The following is a 16408-nucleotide window of genomic DNA, read 5'->3' on the forward strand; positions in this document are numbered from 1 at the left end:
AGCCGGGGGTGCGGTTGCCGGTCGTCCCGACGCGAACCGCGCCCCCGGACTCCCCGTGCGCCCCGCGGGCCCCTGGCCGCCCCGTGACGGGTCGGCCGCGCGCCCTCGATGCCCGGCAGGCCCCGGCCCCGTCGCGCAGCCGGCCCCCGCCGGCCTCTGCGCGAGGACCGGGGCGGAGTTGTGCGTCGTCCCGGTGAAGTGACGTAATGGTCAGTGTGCTGGCAGTTCCGGGTGGTGCGAGCCCCGGGAGCGGTCGGCGTCCTGGAACGTGTCGACGACGGTTGGGAGAGCCACCATGCGCAAGTGGAAGTTCAGGAAGAACGAGGCGACGGGACATCGGGCGGCCGTGGTCCCGGGGGTGCCCGGCAGCGAGGCCGCTCCCGCCGTGGAGCCGGCCACCCCCCGCCCGCCCCTGCCCCCGAAGCCGGACCAGACGACGCCGGCCCCGGTGAGCCCCACCGGTCAGGACACCGGGATCGATCCGGCGCTCAACGCCCAGGGCGGGGAGCGCCTCACCACGGCCCAGGGTGCGCGGCTGCGGGACACCGACCACTCCCTCAAGGCCGGGGCCCGCGGTCCCGTCCTGCTGCAGGACCACCACTTCCGCGAGAAGATCACCCACTTCGACCACGAGCGGATCCCCGAGCGGGTGGTGCACGCCCGCGGTGCCGGCGCCCACGGCGTCTTCCGCGGCTACGGCACGGCCGAGAAGATCTCCTCGGCCGCCGTGTTCAGGAAGGACGCCGAGACCCCGGTCTTCGTGCGGTTCTCCACGGTGCTGGGCAACCGCGGCTCCGCCGACCTGGCCCGCGACACCCGTGGGTTCGCCACGAAGTTCTACACCTCCGAGGGCGTGTGGGACCTGGTGGGCAACAACATCCCGGTCTTCTTCGTCCAGGACGCCATCAAGTTCCCCGACGTCGTCCACGCCGCCAAGCCGCACCCCGACCGGGAGATCCCCCAGGCCCAGTCCGCCCACGACACCTTCTGGGACTTCGTCTCCCTGCACACCGAGGCCCAGCACCACACCATCTGGAACATGTCCGACCGCGCGCTTCCGCGCTCCTACCGGACCATGGAGGGCTTCGGGGTGCACACCTTCCGGCTCGTCGACGACGCCGGGGGGAGCGTGCTGGTGAAGTTCCACTGGAAGCCCCGGCTCGGGGTGCACTCGGTGCTGTGGGAGGAGGCCCAGATCACCAACGGCATGGACCCGGACTTCCACCGCCGGGACCTGGCCGACGCGATCGAGGCCGGCGCCTTCCCCGAGTGGGAGCTGGGCGTGCAGGTCTTCCCCGACACCGAGGACCAGGTCTTCGAGGGCATCGACCTGCTCGACCCCACGAAGATCGTCCCCGAGGAGCTCGCCCCGGTGCAGCCGATCGGTGTGATGACCCTCAACGCGAACCCCTCCAACTTCTTCGCCGAGACCGAGCAGATCGCCTTCCACCCCGGCCACCTGGTCCGCGGCATCGAGGTCACCAACGACCCGCTGCTGCAGGGCCGGCTGTTCTCCTACCTCGACACGCAGATCTCCCGGCTGGGCGGGCCGAACTTCGCCCAGCTCCCGATCAACCGCCCGCACGCCCCGGTCAACGACATGCACCGCGACGGCATGCACCAGACCGCCGTGCACTCCGGTGTGGCGCCCTACCACCCGAACACGCTCGACGGGAACAACCCGTTCCCCGCCGAGGAGCCCGCCCGCCCGTTCATCGACCACCCCGAGCCGATTGCCGCCTCGGTCAAGGAGCGGGCGCTGCCCGCCTCCTTCGACGACCACTACAGCCAGGCCCGGCTGTTCTGGCGGTCCATGAGCGACGTGGAGAAGGAGCACATCGCGCAGGCCTACACGTTCGAGCTCGGCAAGTGCTGGGAGCAGTCCGTCAAGGAGTGGCAGCTGCAGGCCCTGGCCGACATCGACGAGAAGCTGTGCGCCGTCGTCGCCGCGGGCCTGGGCCTGCCGGCGCCCAGGCCCACCCGCAAGCCCGCGAAGGTGCAGCCGAGCCCGGCCCTGTCCCAGGTGGGCGGGCAGTGGCCGCTGGACGGACGCCAGATCGGCGTCGTCGTCGGTCCGGACCCCGACGAGGAGCAGCTCCTCGCCGTGGTCACCGCGATCGACGGCGCCGGAATGGTGCCGCTGCTGATCGCCCCGACCGGGGGCCCGATCGGGCGCAGCGGGCAGCTCGTGGCCCACCGCACCTACCTCACCGCGCGTTCCGTGGAGTTCGACGCCGTGCTCGTCGCCGGCGACACCCCGCCGGCCCCCGACGCGACGCCGGGCCTGGACGCCAAGGCCGGCGCCCCCGCGCCGGCCGGGATCGACCCGCGCGTGCACCTGCTGCTCGGGGAGGTGTTCCGCCAGGCCAAGGCGATCGGCGCCTGGGACGGCAAGGGGCAGCTGCTCGCCGCGGCGGGGGTGCCCCGGACCGCGCCGGGCGTGGTCGCCGGGAAGAACGCGGCCGCCGTGGTCGAGCAGGTCACGGAGCTCGTGCGCAGCCACCGCGTCTGGGAGCGGTTCCCGGCCGCCAGCAGGCTCTGAGCCGCCCCGGGGCGGCACCGGCCCAGGGCCGTGCCGGCCCGTCAGGCCGGTGACGGCAGGGGAGCCTCCGGGCCGGGCGCGGAGTCGTCCGGAACTCCGCCCGGCCCGGAGGTCCTCCCCGTCCCCTGCAGCGCCTGACGGACCGCACGGGCTCCGGCGGCAGGGCCTAGCCCTCGCAGGCCAGGCCCTCGGCGCCGCCGCGGTCCAGCGCCGCACGGTACCCCGGCTGGTCGGAGCGCAGGGGTGCCGCTCCGGCGGCGCGCACGGCGGCGCAGTCCGCGTAGTAGACCTCGGCCGCCGACGCCGCCGACGACGCGGCCGGTGACGCCGGTCCGGCCGCCGGTGCCGCGGCGGCGGGCGTCGGTGCGGACGCCGGCTCGGCCGCCCCGGCCGGCGGCACCGTCTCGGGCAGCTCCTGGCCGGGACAGCCGGACAGCACCTCGGCCATCGCGTCCTTCTCGTCCGCCGTGACGAAGAGCTCGTAGCGGGTCTTGACCGCGACCTGGGTGGCCACGTACTCGCACCGGAAGGACTCGTCGGGCGGCAGCCAGCGGGAGGCGTCGGCGTCGGACTTGTCCCCGTTGGTGGGCCCGTCGGTGGCCCGCAGGTTCAGCGGGTCGTTGGCCAGCGCCACGCGCTCGTCCCGGGAGAGCCGGTCCGCCCCGGAGATCCAGGCGTTCTTCAGGGCGACGACGTGGTCGATCTGCACGTCGGCGGAGGTGGCCGGTCCGCGCACGAAGTCGATCGTCCTCCCGGTGTAGGGGTCGTCCAGCGTCCCGGAGAGGACGGTGCACCCGTCGTCGTCGACCTCCTCGTCGACGAGGTCCCGGGCCAGGACGTCGTTGCGGGCGTCGCAGCCGTTGCCGTCGGGGTCGGCCCAGCCGCCGAACTGCTCCTCGCGGTCGTAGTCCTCGCCCGAGCCGGCACGCTCGACGGGCAGCTCCGCCAGAGCCCGACCCGCCGGCGATGACGCGGCCCCGGCGGCCACGGTGGGGGAGGGGCCGGAGCCGGTCCCCGGCTGGCCGGTGCACCCGGCCAGCAGGCCGAGGGTCAGCACGGCGAGCACCGGGGCCGCGACGGCCCGGCGGGCACGGCTCCGCGGTGAGGCTCCGGGGTCGATGGTGTCGCGCATGGCTCTCCTGACGGTGGGGGTGGGCTCCGCGGCGGCCGGTCCGTCGCGGCCACTGCCCGCACTTCATCATCCCAGGCCGGGGCCGGTCCCGCAGGTCCGTGGGGGAGGCGGGATCAGACCTCGGAGAGGGTGGCGCGGCGGGCCCGGCGGCGGACGTGGACCGCGCGGGCGGCGACCCCCACGGCGAGCGCGACGACGACCGGCGCGACCACCCACGGCTGCTCCAGCCACGCCCAGACGACGGCCAGGCCCACGGTGCCGTAGACGGTGCCCCAGATCAGGGTGCCCACGAGCATCGCAGGGATCCAGCGGCGCAGCGGCATGCCGGTGACGGCGGTGGTGAGGATGACGGCGGTCTGCAGGCCCACGGTGAGGAAGCAGGCGGGAACGGCCAGGACGCCCCAGCGGTTCACGAGCCGCTCGGCCCTGCGGCAGACGGGGCTGTCCGTGACGCGCCGGACCGGCCCGATGCGCCGTCCGCCCACGGTCGCGGCACGGCCCAGGGCGAAGACGACCGTGGTGCGGATGATGCCCACGGCCCAGAAGAAGAGGATCCCGGCACCGAGGGGGAGGGACTCCAGCCATGCCTGCACGCGGCCAGTCTAGGGAGGTGCGGTGACACCGGGTGACGACAGGTCGTCACCGGGATCCGGCCGGCCGTCGTTCCCCCGGGGGCTGTGCGCGGCTAGTCTGGCCGGGACCGCCCTGCCCCGAGCGCGAAGGATGCCCCGTGACCTCTCCCGAGACCGCCCCCTCCTCGACCGGTCCCGTCCGCTACGCGGTCGTGGGGCTCGGGCAGATCGCCCAGCAGGCGTTCCTGCCCGCCATGGCCCGCACCACCAACTCCGAGCTGGCCGCGCTGGTCACCGGCACCCCCGGGAAGGCCGCGGAGCTGGCCGAGCGGTACGGCGCGAGCGCCCACTCGTACGACGACTACCCGGCGCTGCTGGCCTCCGGGGACATCGACGCCGTCTACGTGGCCACGCCCGTGTTCCGGCACCGCGAGTTCGCCGAGCCGGCCCTCGAGGCCGGGATCCACGTGCTGCTGGAGAAGCCGATGGAGGTCTCCGTGGCGGACTGCCGGGCGCTCGTCGACGCGGCACAGCGGGGCGGGGCCCAGCTCATGGTCGCCTACCGGCTGCACCACGAGCCCGGCACGCTGGAGCTGGTCACCCGCGTGCGGGACGAGGGGCTGGTGGGCGATCCCCGGCTGTTCACGGCCGTGTTCAGCCAGGACATCGACGAGGCCAACCACCGCGGCCACTCCGGCTTCTGGGGCGGGCCCGTCCCGGACATGGGCAACTACCCGCTCAACGAGGTGCGCAACCTCTTCGGCTCCGAGCCCGTCGAGGTCTTCGCGATGGGCGTCTCCACGCCCGGGCGGGGGTTCAACTTCGACGACACCGTCGCCGTCACCCTGCGCTTCCCCGGGGAGCGCCTGGCGCAGTTCACCATCAGCTACGCCGGGGAGGCCACGGAGCACTTCATGGTGGTCGGCACGGAGGGGTCGGTCTCGGCGCAGCCGTGCTTCGGGTTCGGGCCCGGGATCAGCTACACCGTCACGCGCGGCGGGCGGACCGAGACGTGCACGCACGATCCCGTGGAGCAGTTCGCGGGTCAGACGGAGTACTTCTCCGAGTGCATCCTCACCGGCACCGCGCCCGAGGCCGACGGGGAGGAAGGGCTGCTGGACATCCGCGTGCACGAGGCCGTGCTGGAGTCCCTGCAGACCGGCCGCCCCGTGCGGCTGGAACCCGCCGGGCGCGCGGTGCGGCCCTCCGCGGACCAGGCCCGGTCCCTGGCGCCCGTGGAGGAGCCCGAGGACGACGAGCTCGTGGCGCAGGTCCCGCAGAACGGCTGAGCGGGTCCGTCCGTGCGCGCCCCGCGGCGCGGCCGGCCACCTCCGGCCGGCGCCCCGGGCCGAGCCGACGAGATGCACCGACCCGACGAGATGCACCGACCCGACGAACCGGACCGAGCCAGGAGCCCCGCAGTGGAGACGACCCCGCACCAGAACGTGACCTTCCCGTCGGCCGGGGGCCGGGCGCACGGCTACCTGGCCCTGCCGGGAAGCGGCCGAGGGCCCGGGGTGATCGTCGTCCAGGAGTGGTGGGGGCTGACCGACCACATCCGCGACGTCGCCGACCGCCTCGCCGCCGAGGGCTTCGTCGCCCTGGCCCCGGACCTCTACGGCGGGTCGATCACCCACGACGGCGCCGAGGCCGCCGAGATGATGGCCCGGCTGCCCGAGGAGGAGGGCGCCCGGCTGCTGGCCGGGGCGGTGGACTTCCTGCTGGCCCACGAGGCGGTCACCAGCTCCACCGTGGGCGCCGTCGGCTTCTGCATGGGCGGCGGCTTCGTCCTGGCCCTGGCCGCCGGACAGGGCGGGCGGGTCGGCGCGGCGGTGCCCTTCTACGGGGTGGGCCAGGGGCTGCCCGACGCCTACCACGGGGTGAGCGCCTGCGTGCAGGGCCACTACGGCCGCGAGGACGCCGCCTACCCGGTGGAGAAGGCGCAGGCGCTGGAGGAGCAGATCCGCCACGAGTCCTCCGCTCCGGTCGTGGAGTTCCACTACTACGACGCCCCGCACGCCTTCCACAACGACGGCAACGAGGCGAACCACCGCCCCGACGCCGCCCGCACGGCCTGGGAGCGCGCGGTCGCGTTCCTGGAGGAGCACGTCCGGTAGGCCCTCGGCCCCCGCCCGACCTCCCGGCGCGCGGCGTCAGCCGCTCGTGCGCACGACCAGCTCGGGGGCCAGCTGGACGCTGTCGACGTCCCGGCCCTCCAGGAGCTCCATCAGCAGCTCGAAGCCCGTGCGGCCGATGCGGTGCATCGGGGAGCGCACCGTCGTGAGCCCGATGCTCCCGGCCAGAGGGGTGTCGTTGAACCCGACGACGGCGGTGTCCTCCGGGATCCGGATCCCCTCCCGGACGAGCACGCCGAGCGCGCCGATGGCCGCGAAGTCGTTCACCGCGAAGACCGCCTCGGGCAGCGGGCCGCGGGCCAGGATCCGCTCGGCGGCCACGCTGCCCGCCGGGGCGTCGAAGCCCCCGGTGACGACCTGCCCGGGGTCCACCCCGAGTCCGTGCCCGGCCAGGGCGTCGAGGAAGCCCGCGGTGCGGTCCCGCGAGGTCGAGGCCCGGGGGTCGCCGGCGACGAGGCCGAAGGTCCTGCGGCCCGCGGCGACCAGGTGCTCGGCCACCAGCCGGCCCCCGGTGTAGTCGTCGCACGTCACCGACCGGTGCGGCGGGGAGCGCCGGCTGACCAGGGTGAAGGGCACCCCGCGGGCGGCCAGCTCGTCCAGGTAGGGGTCCTCGAGGGTGGCGTCGCCGAAGATCAGCCCGTCCGCCCGGCGGTCCAGCAGCTTCTCGGCCTTGGCGCGGTGGGCCTCGAGGGCGTCCAGGGAGTTGGAGACCACCGTGAAGTAGCCGTGCTCGGTCGCCGCCTCGTCGATCCCCTCGTACATCGTGGCGAGGACGTAGTCCTGGAGCCGGGGCACCACGACGCCGACCATGTGCGACTTGGCCGTGCGCAGCGAGGCGGCGTAGGGGTTCTTGCGGTAGCCGCGCTCCTCGGCGAGCGCGAAGATCCGCTCCCTCGTCGCGGGGGAGGCCCACCGGGACGCCAGGCCCTTCGGGTCGTTGAGCACCCGGGACACCGTCGAGGGGTTCAGGCCCAGCTCCCCGGCCAGTGCCTTCAGGGTGACCGCTGTCCGCGCGCCCATGCCCGTCCTCCCTCCTCCGTCTCCTCTGTCCCAGAACTGTAACGGGCGTTAAATCCTCGCAAATGTGTGGCAGATCACTTTAGGCTTCTTCTACTCTCGACCTCATCACGTTACGCAAACGATTGCGGCATTCGATTGCACAGAGGCCTCCTCCGCTCCGGAGGAGCCCGTCCCGGGACGCCGGACCTGCCGGACGTCCCCGGCCGTCCCGCACCGGACCCATCACCTCGCGCTCCGCACCCACCGCGGATCCCGCACCCACCTCCGAAGGAGACATCATGGCGAAGAAGATCTTTGTGTCGGTCGGTATCGACGTCGACGCCGTCGGCGGGTGGTTGGGCTCCTACGGCGGGGAGGACTCCCCGGGGGACATCTCCCGCGGCCTGTTCGCCGGGGAGGTCGGGGTGCCCCGTCTCCTCCAGCTGGCCCAGCGGCGGGAGATGCCGGTGACCTGGTTCTGGCCCGGCCACTCCATCGAGACCTTCCCGGCCCAGTTCGACGCGGTCGTGGCCGCCGGGCACGAGATCGGGGTGCACGGCTACTCGCACGAGAACCCGATTGCGATGACCCGGGAGCAGGAGACCGAGATCCTCGACTACTGCACCGAGCTGATCACCGAGCGGGCCGGGACGAAGCCGGTGGGCTACGTGGCCCCGTGGTGGGAGTTCTCGGCGGTGACCAACGAGATCCTGCTGGAGCGGGGGTTCCTCTACGACCACTCGCTGATGCACGACGACCACACCCCGTACTACGTCCGGGTCGGGGACACCTGGACGAAGATCGACTACCAGGCGGCCTCCGCGAAGGAGTGGATGAAGCCGCTGGTGCGCGGGGAGGAGACTGACCTCATCGAGATCCCCGCGAGCTGGTACCTCGACGACCTCCCGCCGATGATGTTCATCAAGTCCAGCCCCAACAGCCACGGGTTCGTGTCCCCGCGGGACATCGAGGTCCTGTGGCGGGACCAGTTCGACTGGGTGTACCGGGAGATGGACTACGCGGTGTTCCCCATCACCATCCACCCCGACGTCTGCGGCCGGCCCCAGAACCTGCTGATGCTGGAGCGCCTCTTCGACCACATCCAGGGCCACGAGGGGGTCGAGTTCGCCTTCATGGCCGACGTCGCCCGCGACTTCGCCGCCCGCCATCCCCGCAACTCCGGTTGATCCTGCTGCTGTAAAGGAAGTGCAGCCATGTCTCTGCGCTCGAACCCGACGCCCTCCGGCGTCGAACCCTGGAACGTCAAGATCACGCCCAGGACGATCCGGCAGGTGTCCGTCGTCTGCTTCATCGCCTGGGTCGCCTCCGTCTACGACTTCACCCTCTTCGGCACCCTGCTGCCGGTCATCGCCGAGGAGTTCGGCTGGTCGGTCGCCGAGTCCACGGCGATCAACACCTACGCCACGATCGGCGTCTTCATCGTCGCCCTCGCCGTGGGCACGATCATCGACAAGATGGGCCGCAAGAAGGCCCTCATCGTGCTCATGCTCGGCGGCGCGGTGGCGTCCGGGCTCACCGGTGCCGCCCTCGGCGCCGTGAGCCTGATCATCATCCGCTCCTTCTCCGGGTTCTCGATGTCCGAGGAGGTCGTCAACGCGGTCTACCTCAACGAGATGTACAAGGAGGCCAAGAGCCGCGGCCTCATGTACTCCCTGGTCCAGGGCGGCTGGCCCGTCGGCGCGCTCGTCTCCGCCGGCCTGTCGGCGCTGACGCTGCCGATCATCGGCTGGCGCTGGTCCTTCGTCGTGGCGGCGGTGCTGTCGGTCGTCGTCGTCCTGCTGGCCCTGCGCCTGCCGGAGTCCCCGACGTTCGCCGCCATGCAGGAGGTGCGGCGCCGCCGCGCGGCCGGTGACACGGCCGGCGCCCACGCCCTGGCGGCCGAGCACGACCTCGAGGAGGCGGCCCACCACCACACCGGGGTGAAGGACGTCTTCACCCCGGAGCTGCGCCGGCACACCACGTGCCTGGCCCTCGCCTGGTTCTTCAACTGGTTCGGCATCCAGGTCTTCTCCGTCCTGGGCACCACCATCCTGGTCGAGGCCAAGGCCGTGTCCTTCGACAACGCCCTGATCATCCTCGTGCTCTCCAACGCGGTGGGGTTCGTGGGCTACGTCTTCCACGGCTGGCTGGGCGACAAGATCGGCCGCAAGTGGACCGTGGTCCTCGGCTGGGTCGCCGGCGGCATCGTGAGCTTCGCGATGCTGATCGGCCCGGGCAACTCGGCGTACATCATCCCGCTGTACGCCATGACCCTGTTCTTCCTCACCGGCCCCTACGCCGCCCTGCTGTTCTACATGGGCGAGTCCTTCCCGCCCCAGGTCCGCGGCATGGGCGCGAACGTGGCCCACGTGATGGCGCCCCTGGGCGGCATCGCCGGCTCCGGGCTGCTGACCATCCTGCTCACCGCGGGGGTGGACACCGCCTGGGCAGCGATCATCACCGGCACCGGCGGCCTGATCGTCTCGGCGCTGTGCATGGCCGGGACCCGCACCATCCACGACGCCCACCAGCGCACGACGGTGATCGCATGAACCGCGACGACGGGCTCGAGGGGAAGGTCGCCGTCATCTCCGGCGGCGGCAGCGGGATCGGCCGGGCGCTGGCGGTGGCCTACGCCCGGGCCGGTGCCCACAGCGTGATCGGCTACCTGCCCTCCGACCCCCACGACGCCACCGACACGGTGCGCGCCGTGGAGGCCGCGGGCGGGCGCTGCACGGCCGTGCCCATGGACGTGCGCAGCTTCGAGGACACCGAGCGCCTCGCCCAGACGGCCCTCGACGAGCACGACCGGCTGGACATCTCCGTGGCCGCCGCCGGCATCCTGCGCCGGGCGTCCCTGGCCGAGATGACGGACCAGGCGTGGGACGACATGATGGCCGTGGACCTCTCCGGGGTGCTGCGCGTCTTCCGCTCCTGCAGCACGCGGATGAGCCAGGGCGGGGCGATGGTGGCGACGTCGTCGATCGCCGGGGGCGTCTACGGCTGGGAGGAGCACTCCCACTACGCCGCAGCCAAGGCTGGGCTGCTCGGCCTGTGCCGCTCCCTGGCCGTGGAGCTCGCCCCCCGGAAGATCCGGGTGAACACCGTCATCCCGGGGCTCATCGAGAGCCCGCAGTCCCTGGACGCGGTGAACTCCCTGGGCCGGGAGGGCCTCGACGCCGCCGGCTCGATCATCCCGTGGGGACGGGTCGGCAACGTCGACGAGGCCGCCCGCGCCATCCGCTTCCTCACCGGCGACGACTCGGCCTACGTCACGGGCCAGGAGCTTGTCGTCGACGGCGGGCTGACCGTCCGCTGGCCCAGCTGATCATCCCCAGGAGGTTTCACGTGGAACAACAGCTCGCGGGCAAGGTCGCCGTCGTAACCGGCGGCGGCAGCGGCATCGGCGCGGCCATCGCCCTGCTCTTCGCCCAGGAGGGCGCCGACGTGGTCGTGCTGGACCGCGACGCGCAGCACGCGACGGCCGTCGTGGAGGAGTGCCAGGCCTTCGGCGGGCGCGCGCTCGGGCTGGCGGTGGACGTCACCGACGGCGAGGCGGTGCACGCGGCGATGGACCGGGTCGTGGCGGAGCTCGGCGGCATCGACGTCCTGGTCTGCGCCGCGGGCATCCTCGACGAGACGCCGCTGCTCGAGATGACCGAGGCGACGTTCGACAAGGTCCTCGCCGTGGACCTCAAGGGCGTGTTCCTGGCCGCGCGCTGGGCCGCGCCCCGCATGGTGGAGCGCGGCGGCGGGCGGATCATCACCATCGCCTCGCAGCTGGGCATCAAGGGCGGCACCGGGCTGGCGCACTACGTCGCGGCGAAGGCCGGGGTGATCGGCCTGACGAAGGCCATGGCCCTGGAGCTGGCCGAGCACGGGATCCTAGTCAACGCCATCGCGCCCGGTCCGATCGTCACGCCGCTGATCGAGGGGCTGTCCGAGGAGTGGAAGACCGCCAAGCAGGCGGAGCTGCCCATCGGCCGCTTCGGCCAGGCCCACGAGGTGGCGCCCACCGCGCTGCTGCTGGCCTCCTCGCCCGGCGGCGACCTGTACACCGGGCAGACGCTGGGGCCCAACAGCGGCGACGTGATGCCGTAGCCGGCCCGGGCAGACCGCCCGTGCGGCAGCGGGCCCGTCCGCCGCGGTGGACGGGCCCGCTGCCGCGGGACCGTGATCCGCAAGACAACGCGAAGGAGAGCCTCGTGACGAACCTCGACCCCCTCTGGTCCCCCCTGCGGATCGGCTCCACCCAGCTCGCCAACCGGGTGGCGCTCGCGCCCATGACCCGCGTCAGCGCCACCGAGGACGGGCTGGTCACCGAGAAGATGGTGTCCTACTACGAGGCCTTCGCGCGCGGGGGCTTCGGGCTGCTGATCACCGAGGGCATCTACCCCGACACCGCCTACGGCCAGGGCTACCTCTTCCAGCCGGGCCTGGCCACCGAGGAGCAGGCCCGGTCCTGGGCCGCCGTCGTCGACGCGGTGCACGCCGCCGGGTCCACGATCTTCGCCCAGCTCATGCACGCCGGGTCCCAGGCGCAGGGCAGCCGCTTTGTGGACTCCACGATCGGCCCGTCGGCGGTCGCCCCCAAGGGTGAGCAGCTGGGCTTCTACCGCGGCGAGGGCCCGTACCGGGTGCCCGCGGAGATCACCCGTGCCCAGATGGAGGAGGTTCGCCAGGGCTTCGTGGCCGCCGCCCTGCGCGCGCAGGCCGCCGGGTTCGACGGCGTGGAGATCCACGGCGCCAACGGCTACCTGCTGGACCAGTTCCTCACCGACTACCTCAACGTCCGCACCGACGAGTACGGGGGTTCCCCCGAGAACCGCGTGCGCTTCCCCGCGGAGATCTGCCGCGCCGTGCGCGAGGCCGTGGGCCCGGCCACGACCGTGGGCATCCGCATCTCGCAGTCCAAGGTCAGCGACCACGACCACCGGTGGGCCGGCGGCGCGGAGGAGGCCCGGGTCGTCTTCTCCACCCTGGGCGCCACCGGCGTGGACTTCGTCCACACCACCGAGTACAAGGCCTACGCGCCGGCCTTCGAGGACGGCGGCCCGTCGCTGGCGGCGCTGGCCAAGCAGCACTCCGGGCTGCCGGTGATCGCCAACGGCCACCTGGACGACCCGGAGACGGCCGTGTCCCTGCTGGCCGACGGCGCGGCCGACGTCGTCGCCCTGGGCAAGGCGGCCCTGGGCAACCGGGACTGGCCGAACCGGGTCCGCGACGGCCGGCCCCTCGACGAGCTCGACGCGAGCCTGTTCGACCCGGTGGCCGACGTCAAGGACTGGGAGCTGGAGCTGCTCTCCTGAGCAACCGGGACACTGCACGACGCAGGGGCGTTCCCGCGCGGGAGGAGGCAGGCATGAGACGGTTCTTCGCGGCCGCCCGCGCGCTGATGGCCGTGGGACTGCTGGTGGCCGTCGCCGGCCGGTTCCAGAGCTACCTGAGCTTCTGGACGGCCCGGGGCGACGAGAACATCGCGGCCGACGTCGCCAACTTCTTCAGCTACTTCACGATCCAGACCTCGCTGTTCCACGCGGCGGTGTTCGCGCTCGGCGCCGGGTTCCTCCTGGCGCGGCCGGGCCCCGACCCGGGATGGCTCGGGGCCCTGCGGGCCGCGGCGACGACGTACACGGTCACCACCGGGGTGGTCTACAACGCGCTGCTGCGCCGGATCCCGCTGGATCCGGGCCTCGAGCAGCCGTGGGCCAACGAGGTGCTGCACTCGATCGTGCCGGTCTACGCGCTGCTGGACTGGCTGCTCGCGCCGGGGCGCAACCCGGTGCGGTGGCGGACGGTCGGGTGGATCGTGGCCTACCCGGTGCTGTGGGTGGGCTACACCCTGCTCCGCGCTCCGCGGGTCCTCGACGAGGGCACCGGCAACGCCTGGTGGTACCCCTATCCGTTCCTGGACCCGAACGCCTCGGCGGGCGGCTACGGCACCGTGGCGGTGTGGGTCGTGGTGCTCGCGGCGGTGATCACGGCGATGGCGTCGGGCCTGGTGGGGATCTCCCGGCGGCGGCGAGGACCGTAGGCCCAGGGCCGGGTCCTCGCCGCCGCCGTCCGGGCACTGCCGTCCTAGCCGGTCCGGCGCCCCGTGAGCTTGTCCCGGAGCCGGTCGATCATCCCGACCCCCGGGCCCACGGTCTTGTGGAACAGCTCCGAGTGCGGGGCGTGGGGGTGCGGCCGGGTCGGGGCCAGCTTTTTGGCGGCCTGCACCTTCTGGCCCATGTCCACGAGCTCGTCGGCCGGGACGGCGGCCCGCAGCTTCGGGAACTGGTCGGACTCCTCGTCGTCGATGTGGTGGCGCAGCTGGACCTGCAGCTCCCCGACAAGACCCATGAACGTCGGGTCGGAGGCGTCCACGTCCTCGAGCCGCTTCATCACCTGGACGATCTCGTCGTGCTCCTGCTTGTCGTGCTCGACCTCCTCGGCGCCGTTGGGCACGTGCTTCTTGACCGCGGGGTAGACGTACATCTCCTCGGCGACGGCGTGGCGCATCACCTCGGCGATCACGGTGTCGGCGAGCTCCCGGCGCCGGGCGGCGTCCGGGGCGGTCGTGATCTCGCCCAGCAGCTCGAACATCTCCCGGTGGTCGGTGGTGAGGATGTCGACGACATCCTGGCCCGCTCCACCAGCATGGGTCTCGGTCATGGGAGGTCCCTCCTTGGGATCGTGGTGTCGTGCACGGAACGACAGGAACCCAGCAGCCGATCGCTGTCCGCCTGGCCGCCGCCACGGACGGTGTGCTGGGTCACACCGACTCTAGGGCAGGCGGGGGCCCGTGAACCAGGTCCCGCCCGCTGACGGCACCACCTTGGACGACCGCCCCGCACCACGGCGCCGGCCGCGACCACGGGACGGTGACGGGACGGCGGCGGAGGAGGATGATGGGTACCAGCAGGGCAGGAGGACCCACCGGGAGGGACGCCTGGTGCGCTCCCGTGGGCCGATGAAGGGGAACGACCGTGGAGTCTGATCCGTCGGTGGTCGAGCTGACCGCCGCTCTCGCCTGCGTCCAGGAGCTGATGCGCAACGCCCTGACCGCCGCCGACGCGGTGCGCCGCCTGGCGGAGGTGGCCCGGGACCTGATCCCGCTGGCGACCGGGGCCGGGGTCACCCTGATCGACGAGCACGGGGAGGCCACCTCCACGGCCGTCACCGACCCGGAGGTGGAGGTGCTCGACGCCATCCAGTACGAGCTCGGGGAAGGCCCGTGCCTGACCGCATGGGACACCGTCACCGTCCAGCACGTGGAGGACACCACCACCGAGACCCGGTGGCCGGACTGGTCGCGGGCCGTGGCCGCCGTCGGGGTGCGGTCGGTGCTCAGCGTCCCCCTGATCCACCGGGGACGGGAGATCGGAGCGGTGAAGGTCTACGCCACCGAGCCCTATGCCTTCACCGAGCACGAGGAGCACCTGCTGGGGCTGCTCGCCGAGGCCGCGGGGACCCTGCTGGGCAACGCCCGCACGGCCCGGGCCGCCCACGGGCTCAGCGACTCCCTGCAAGCGGCCGTGATCGACCTGCAGGAGATCGAGACGGCCGTGGGCATCCTGATGGAACGCCACCAGGTGGACGCCGGCGCCGCCCGGTCGCGGCTGCTGGTCGCCGCCCGGCAGCAGCAGCTTCCCCTGCTGGACATCGCCGCGCGCCTCGTGCACCACGCCGACGACCCGAGGCTCTAGGTGTACCCGGGCAGGAGATTGGTAGCGCGGTGTTGACGTGAGGAGAGCCTCCGGGTGGGGTGTGGCTTGTCGAAGGCCCACATCCACCACGGAGGCTCCCATGTCCCACGGTAATGCCCGCACCACCGTCCACGGCAGGCTCCTGATCGTGCAGCGCCACCAGGCCGGGATGCCCAAGGCGCACATCGCCGCGGCCATGGGTGTGTCCCGCAAGTGCGTGGCGACCTGGATCGCCCGCTACGAGCACGAGGGTGAGGCCGGCCTGCACGACCGGTCCTGTCGCCCGCACACCACCCCGACCCGCACCCGGCCCGAGGTCGAGCAGCAGGTGCTGGCGCTGCGCCGCACCACCCGGCGGGGTCAGGACTGGCTCGGCCCCGAGCTGGGACTGGCCCCGCGCACGGTGGGGCGGATTCTGCGCCGCCACCGGGTCCCGTACCTGCGGGAGCTGGACCGGCTCACCGGCCAGCTCATCCGGGCCTCGAAGGCCACCGCGGTGCGCTACGAACGCGACCGGCCCGGGGAGCTGGTGCACATGGATGTGAAGAAGCTCGGCCGGATCCGAAGACGGCGGCGGCTGGCGGGCGATCGGCCGCGCCCAGGGCAGCCTCACTCGGGACCACGGCACCCGGGTCGGGTTCGACTACGTTCACTCACTGGTCGATGACCATTCCAGACTGGCGTACTCCGAGGTCCTGGCCGATGAGAAGGGCGCCACGTGCGCGGGGTTCCTGGCCCGGGCCGCGGCCTATTTCGCCGACTGCGGGATCGAGAAGATCCAGCGGGTGGTGACCGACAACGCCTGGGCCTACCGCCATTCCACGGCCGTGCGCGAGGTCATCACTACCCTGGGCGCCAGGCAGGTGTTCATCCGCCCGCACTGCCCCTGGCAGAACGGGAAGGTGGAGCGGTTCAACCGCACCCTGGCGAGCGAGTGGGCCTACCGGCAGGTCTTCACCAGCAACGACGAACGCGGCGCTGCTCTTGCCCCGTGGGTCGAGCACTACAACACTGGCAGGCGTCACAGCGCACTCGGAGGCCACCCACCGATCAGCCGCCTGCGACCAACCCAGTGACCGGGTACATCTAGGGACCGACCTCCGGCCGGCGGAACGGCACAGACGGCTGGAGGCGGATCGGCCCCCCAGCCGATTCCGCCTCCAGCACTGTCCCCCGTGAACGGCTGCTGGTCGTGTCCGGCGGCAGGACGTCGTTGTCCTGGGGCCGGAACTCAGCCCGGGTGAGGAAACGGTCCGCGCCGGCCCCCCGACCGGCTCCTCGCGTTCCCTCCCCACCACCATGCGCGGTGGCCCGCCGCGATGCCAAACCCTGCGGCAATG

At 72.7% G+C, this 16408-nt stretch carries 14 protein-coding genes and 1 pseudogene; 11 read left to right on the forward strand and 4 right to left on the reverse strand.

From position 1 onward, the window contains the following. Positions 1-295: 295 nt before the first annotated feature. A complete protein-coding gene (locus ACYSMR_RS09715) occupies positions 296-2542 on the forward strand; it encodes a catalase (protein ID WP_461744861.1) in 2247 nt (748 codons plus the stop codon). Positions 2543-2708: 166 nt separating this feature from the next. Here ACYSMR_RS09715 and ACYSMR_RS09720 read toward each other — a convergent pair whose 3' ends face one another. Both ACYSMR_RS09720 and ACYSMR_RS09725 read right to left on the reverse strand, forming a co-directional pair. Then, complete coding sequence (locus tag ACYSMR_RS09720; protein WP_461744863.1) at positions 2709-3674, reverse strand: HNH endonuclease family protein; 966 nt, start codon at positions 3672-3674, stop codon at positions 2709-2711. Positions 3675-3787: 113 nt separating this feature from the next. After that, positions 3788-4267 carry a DedA family protein gene (locus tag ACYSMR_RS09725; protein WP_461744865.1) on the reverse strand — a complete coding sequence of 160 codons (480 nt, stop codon included), beginning with the start codon at positions 4265-4267 and terminating at the stop codon, positions 3788-3790. A 137-nt stretch (positions 4268-4404) separates the two neighbouring features. Between ACYSMR_RS09725 and ACYSMR_RS09730 the strand changes: the two genes are divergently transcribed. Next, positions 4405-5535: a Gfo/Idh/MocA family protein gene (locus tag ACYSMR_RS09730; protein WP_461744867.1), complete on the forward strand. Its 1131-nt coding sequence runs from the start codon at positions 4405-4407 to the stop codon at positions 5533-5535. 90 nt (positions 5536-5625) lie between these two features. Then, positions 5626-6363 (forward strand): dienelactone hydrolase family protein, encoded by a 738-nt coding sequence (locus ACYSMR_RS09735; RefSeq protein ID WP_461744869.1) that lies wholly within the window; start codon positions 5626-5628, stop codon positions 6361-6363. Between the two features lie 36 nt (positions 6364-6399). Here ACYSMR_RS09735 and ACYSMR_RS09740 read toward each other — a convergent pair whose 3' ends face one another. Then, positions 6400-7401, reverse strand: a complete 1002-nt coding sequence (locus tag ACYSMR_RS09740) for a LacI family DNA-binding transcriptional regulator (RefSeq protein ID WP_461744871.1) — start codon at positions 7399-7401, stop codon at positions 6400-6402. Positions 7402-7679: 278 nt separating this feature from the next. Between ACYSMR_RS09740 and ACYSMR_RS09745 the strand changes: the two genes are divergently transcribed. The 6 genes from ACYSMR_RS09745 (at position 7680) to ACYSMR_RS09770 (ending at position 13414) form a co-directional block, all read left to right on the forward strand. After that, positions 7680-8567 (forward strand): polysaccharide deacetylase family protein, encoded by an 888-nt coding sequence (locus tag ACYSMR_RS09745; protein WP_309125134.1) that lies wholly within the window; start codon positions 7680-7682, stop codon positions 8565-8567. A 27-nt stretch (positions 8568-8594) separates the two neighbouring features. Then, positions 8595-9932 (forward strand): MFS transporter, encoded by a 1338-nt coding sequence (locus ACYSMR_RS09750; protein ID WP_309125133.1) that lies wholly within the window; start codon positions 8595-8597, stop codon positions 9930-9932. Then, the gene (locus ACYSMR_RS09755) at positions 9929-10708 is read left to right on the forward strand and encodes an SDR family NAD(P)-dependent oxidoreductase (protein ID WP_251333867.1); all 780 of its coding nucleotides are present in this window, start codon (positions 9929-9931) and stop codon (positions 10706-10708) included. Before ACYSMR_RS09750 ends, ACYSMR_RS09755 begins: the two co-directional genes overlap by 4 nt. Positions 10709-10728: 20 nt before the next feature. Further along, on the forward strand, positions 10729-11481 hold the full coding sequence (locus ACYSMR_RS09760) for an SDR family NAD(P)-dependent oxidoreductase (protein WP_461744874.1): 753 nt from the start codon (positions 10729-10731) through the stop codon (positions 11479-11481). A gap of 104 nt (positions 11482-11585) precedes the next feature. Next, on the forward strand, positions 11586-12689 hold the full coding sequence (locus tag ACYSMR_RS09765; RefSeq protein WP_461744876.1) for an oxidoreductase: 1104 nt from the start codon (positions 11586-11588) through the stop codon (positions 12687-12689). 53 nt (positions 12690-12742) lie between these two features. Beyond that, complete coding sequence (locus ACYSMR_RS09770; protein ID WP_461744878.1) at positions 12743-13414, forward strand: Pr6Pr family membrane protein; 672 nt, start codon at positions 12743-12745, stop codon at positions 13412-13414. Positions 13415-13458: 44 nt separating this feature from the next. Here ACYSMR_RS09770 and ACYSMR_RS09775 read toward each other — a convergent pair whose 3' ends face one another. After that, positions 13459-14034: a hemerythrin domain-containing protein gene (locus tag ACYSMR_RS09775; RefSeq protein WP_461744880.1), complete on the reverse strand. Its 576-nt coding sequence runs from the start codon at positions 14032-14034 to the stop codon at positions 13459-13461. A gap of 314 nt (positions 14035-14348) precedes the next feature. On the opposite strand from ACYSMR_RS09775, the gene ACYSMR_RS09780 reads away from it, so the two are divergent. Next, positions 14349-15068 (forward strand): GAF and ANTAR domain-containing protein, encoded by a 720-nt coding sequence (locus ACYSMR_RS09780; protein ID WP_461744882.1) that lies wholly within the window; start codon positions 14349-14351, stop codon positions 15066-15068. Positions 15069-15168: 100 nt separating this feature from the next. Continuing rightward, positions 15169-16144: pseudogene (locus ACYSMR_RS09785) on the forward strand (IS481 family transposase). Positions 16145-16408: the final 264 nt, after the last annotated feature.

The sequence above is a fragment of the Kocuria sp. U4B genome, from assembly GCF_054875615.1.

What these genes read in the sequence shown, in the direction of transcription:
- ACYSMR_RS09715 (WP_461744861.1), top strand. Translation starts at nt 296, where the DNA reads ATGCGCAAGTGGAAGTTCAGGAAGAACGAGGCGACGGGACATCGGGCG.
- ACYSMR_RS09720 (WP_461744863.1), bottom strand. Translation starts at nt 3,674, where the DNA reads ATGCGCGACACCATCGACCCCGGAGCCTCACCGCGGAGCCGTGCCCGC.
- ACYSMR_RS09735 (WP_461744869.1), top strand. Translation starts at nt 5,626, where the DNA reads ATGCACCGACCCGACGAACCGGACCGAGCCAGGAGCCCCGCAGTGGAG.
- ACYSMR_RS09740 (WP_461744871.1), bottom strand. Translation starts at nt 7,401, where the DNA reads ATGGGCGCGCGGACAGCGGTCACCCTGAAGGCACTGGCCGGGGAGCTG.
- ACYSMR_RS09745 (WP_309125134.1), top strand. Translation starts at nt 7,680, where the DNA reads ATGGCGAAGAAGATCTTTGTGTCGGTCGGTATCGACGTCGACGCCGTC.
- ACYSMR_RS09750 (WP_309125133.1), top strand. Translation starts at nt 8,595, where the DNA reads ATGTCTCTGCGCTCGAACCCGACGCCCTCCGGCGTCGAACCCTGGAAC.
- ACYSMR_RS09755 (WP_251333867.1), top strand. Translation starts at nt 9,929, where the DNA reads ATGAACCGCGACGACGGGCTCGAGGGGAAGGTCGCCGTCATCTCCGGC.
- ACYSMR_RS09770 (WP_461744878.1), top strand. Translation starts at nt 12,743, where the DNA reads ATGAGACGGTTCTTCGCGGCCGCCCGCGCGCTGATGGCCGTGGGACTG.
- ACYSMR_RS09775 (WP_461744880.1), bottom strand. Translation starts at nt 14,034, where the DNA reads ATGACCGAGACCCATGCTGGTGGAGCGGGCCAGGATGTCGTCGACATC.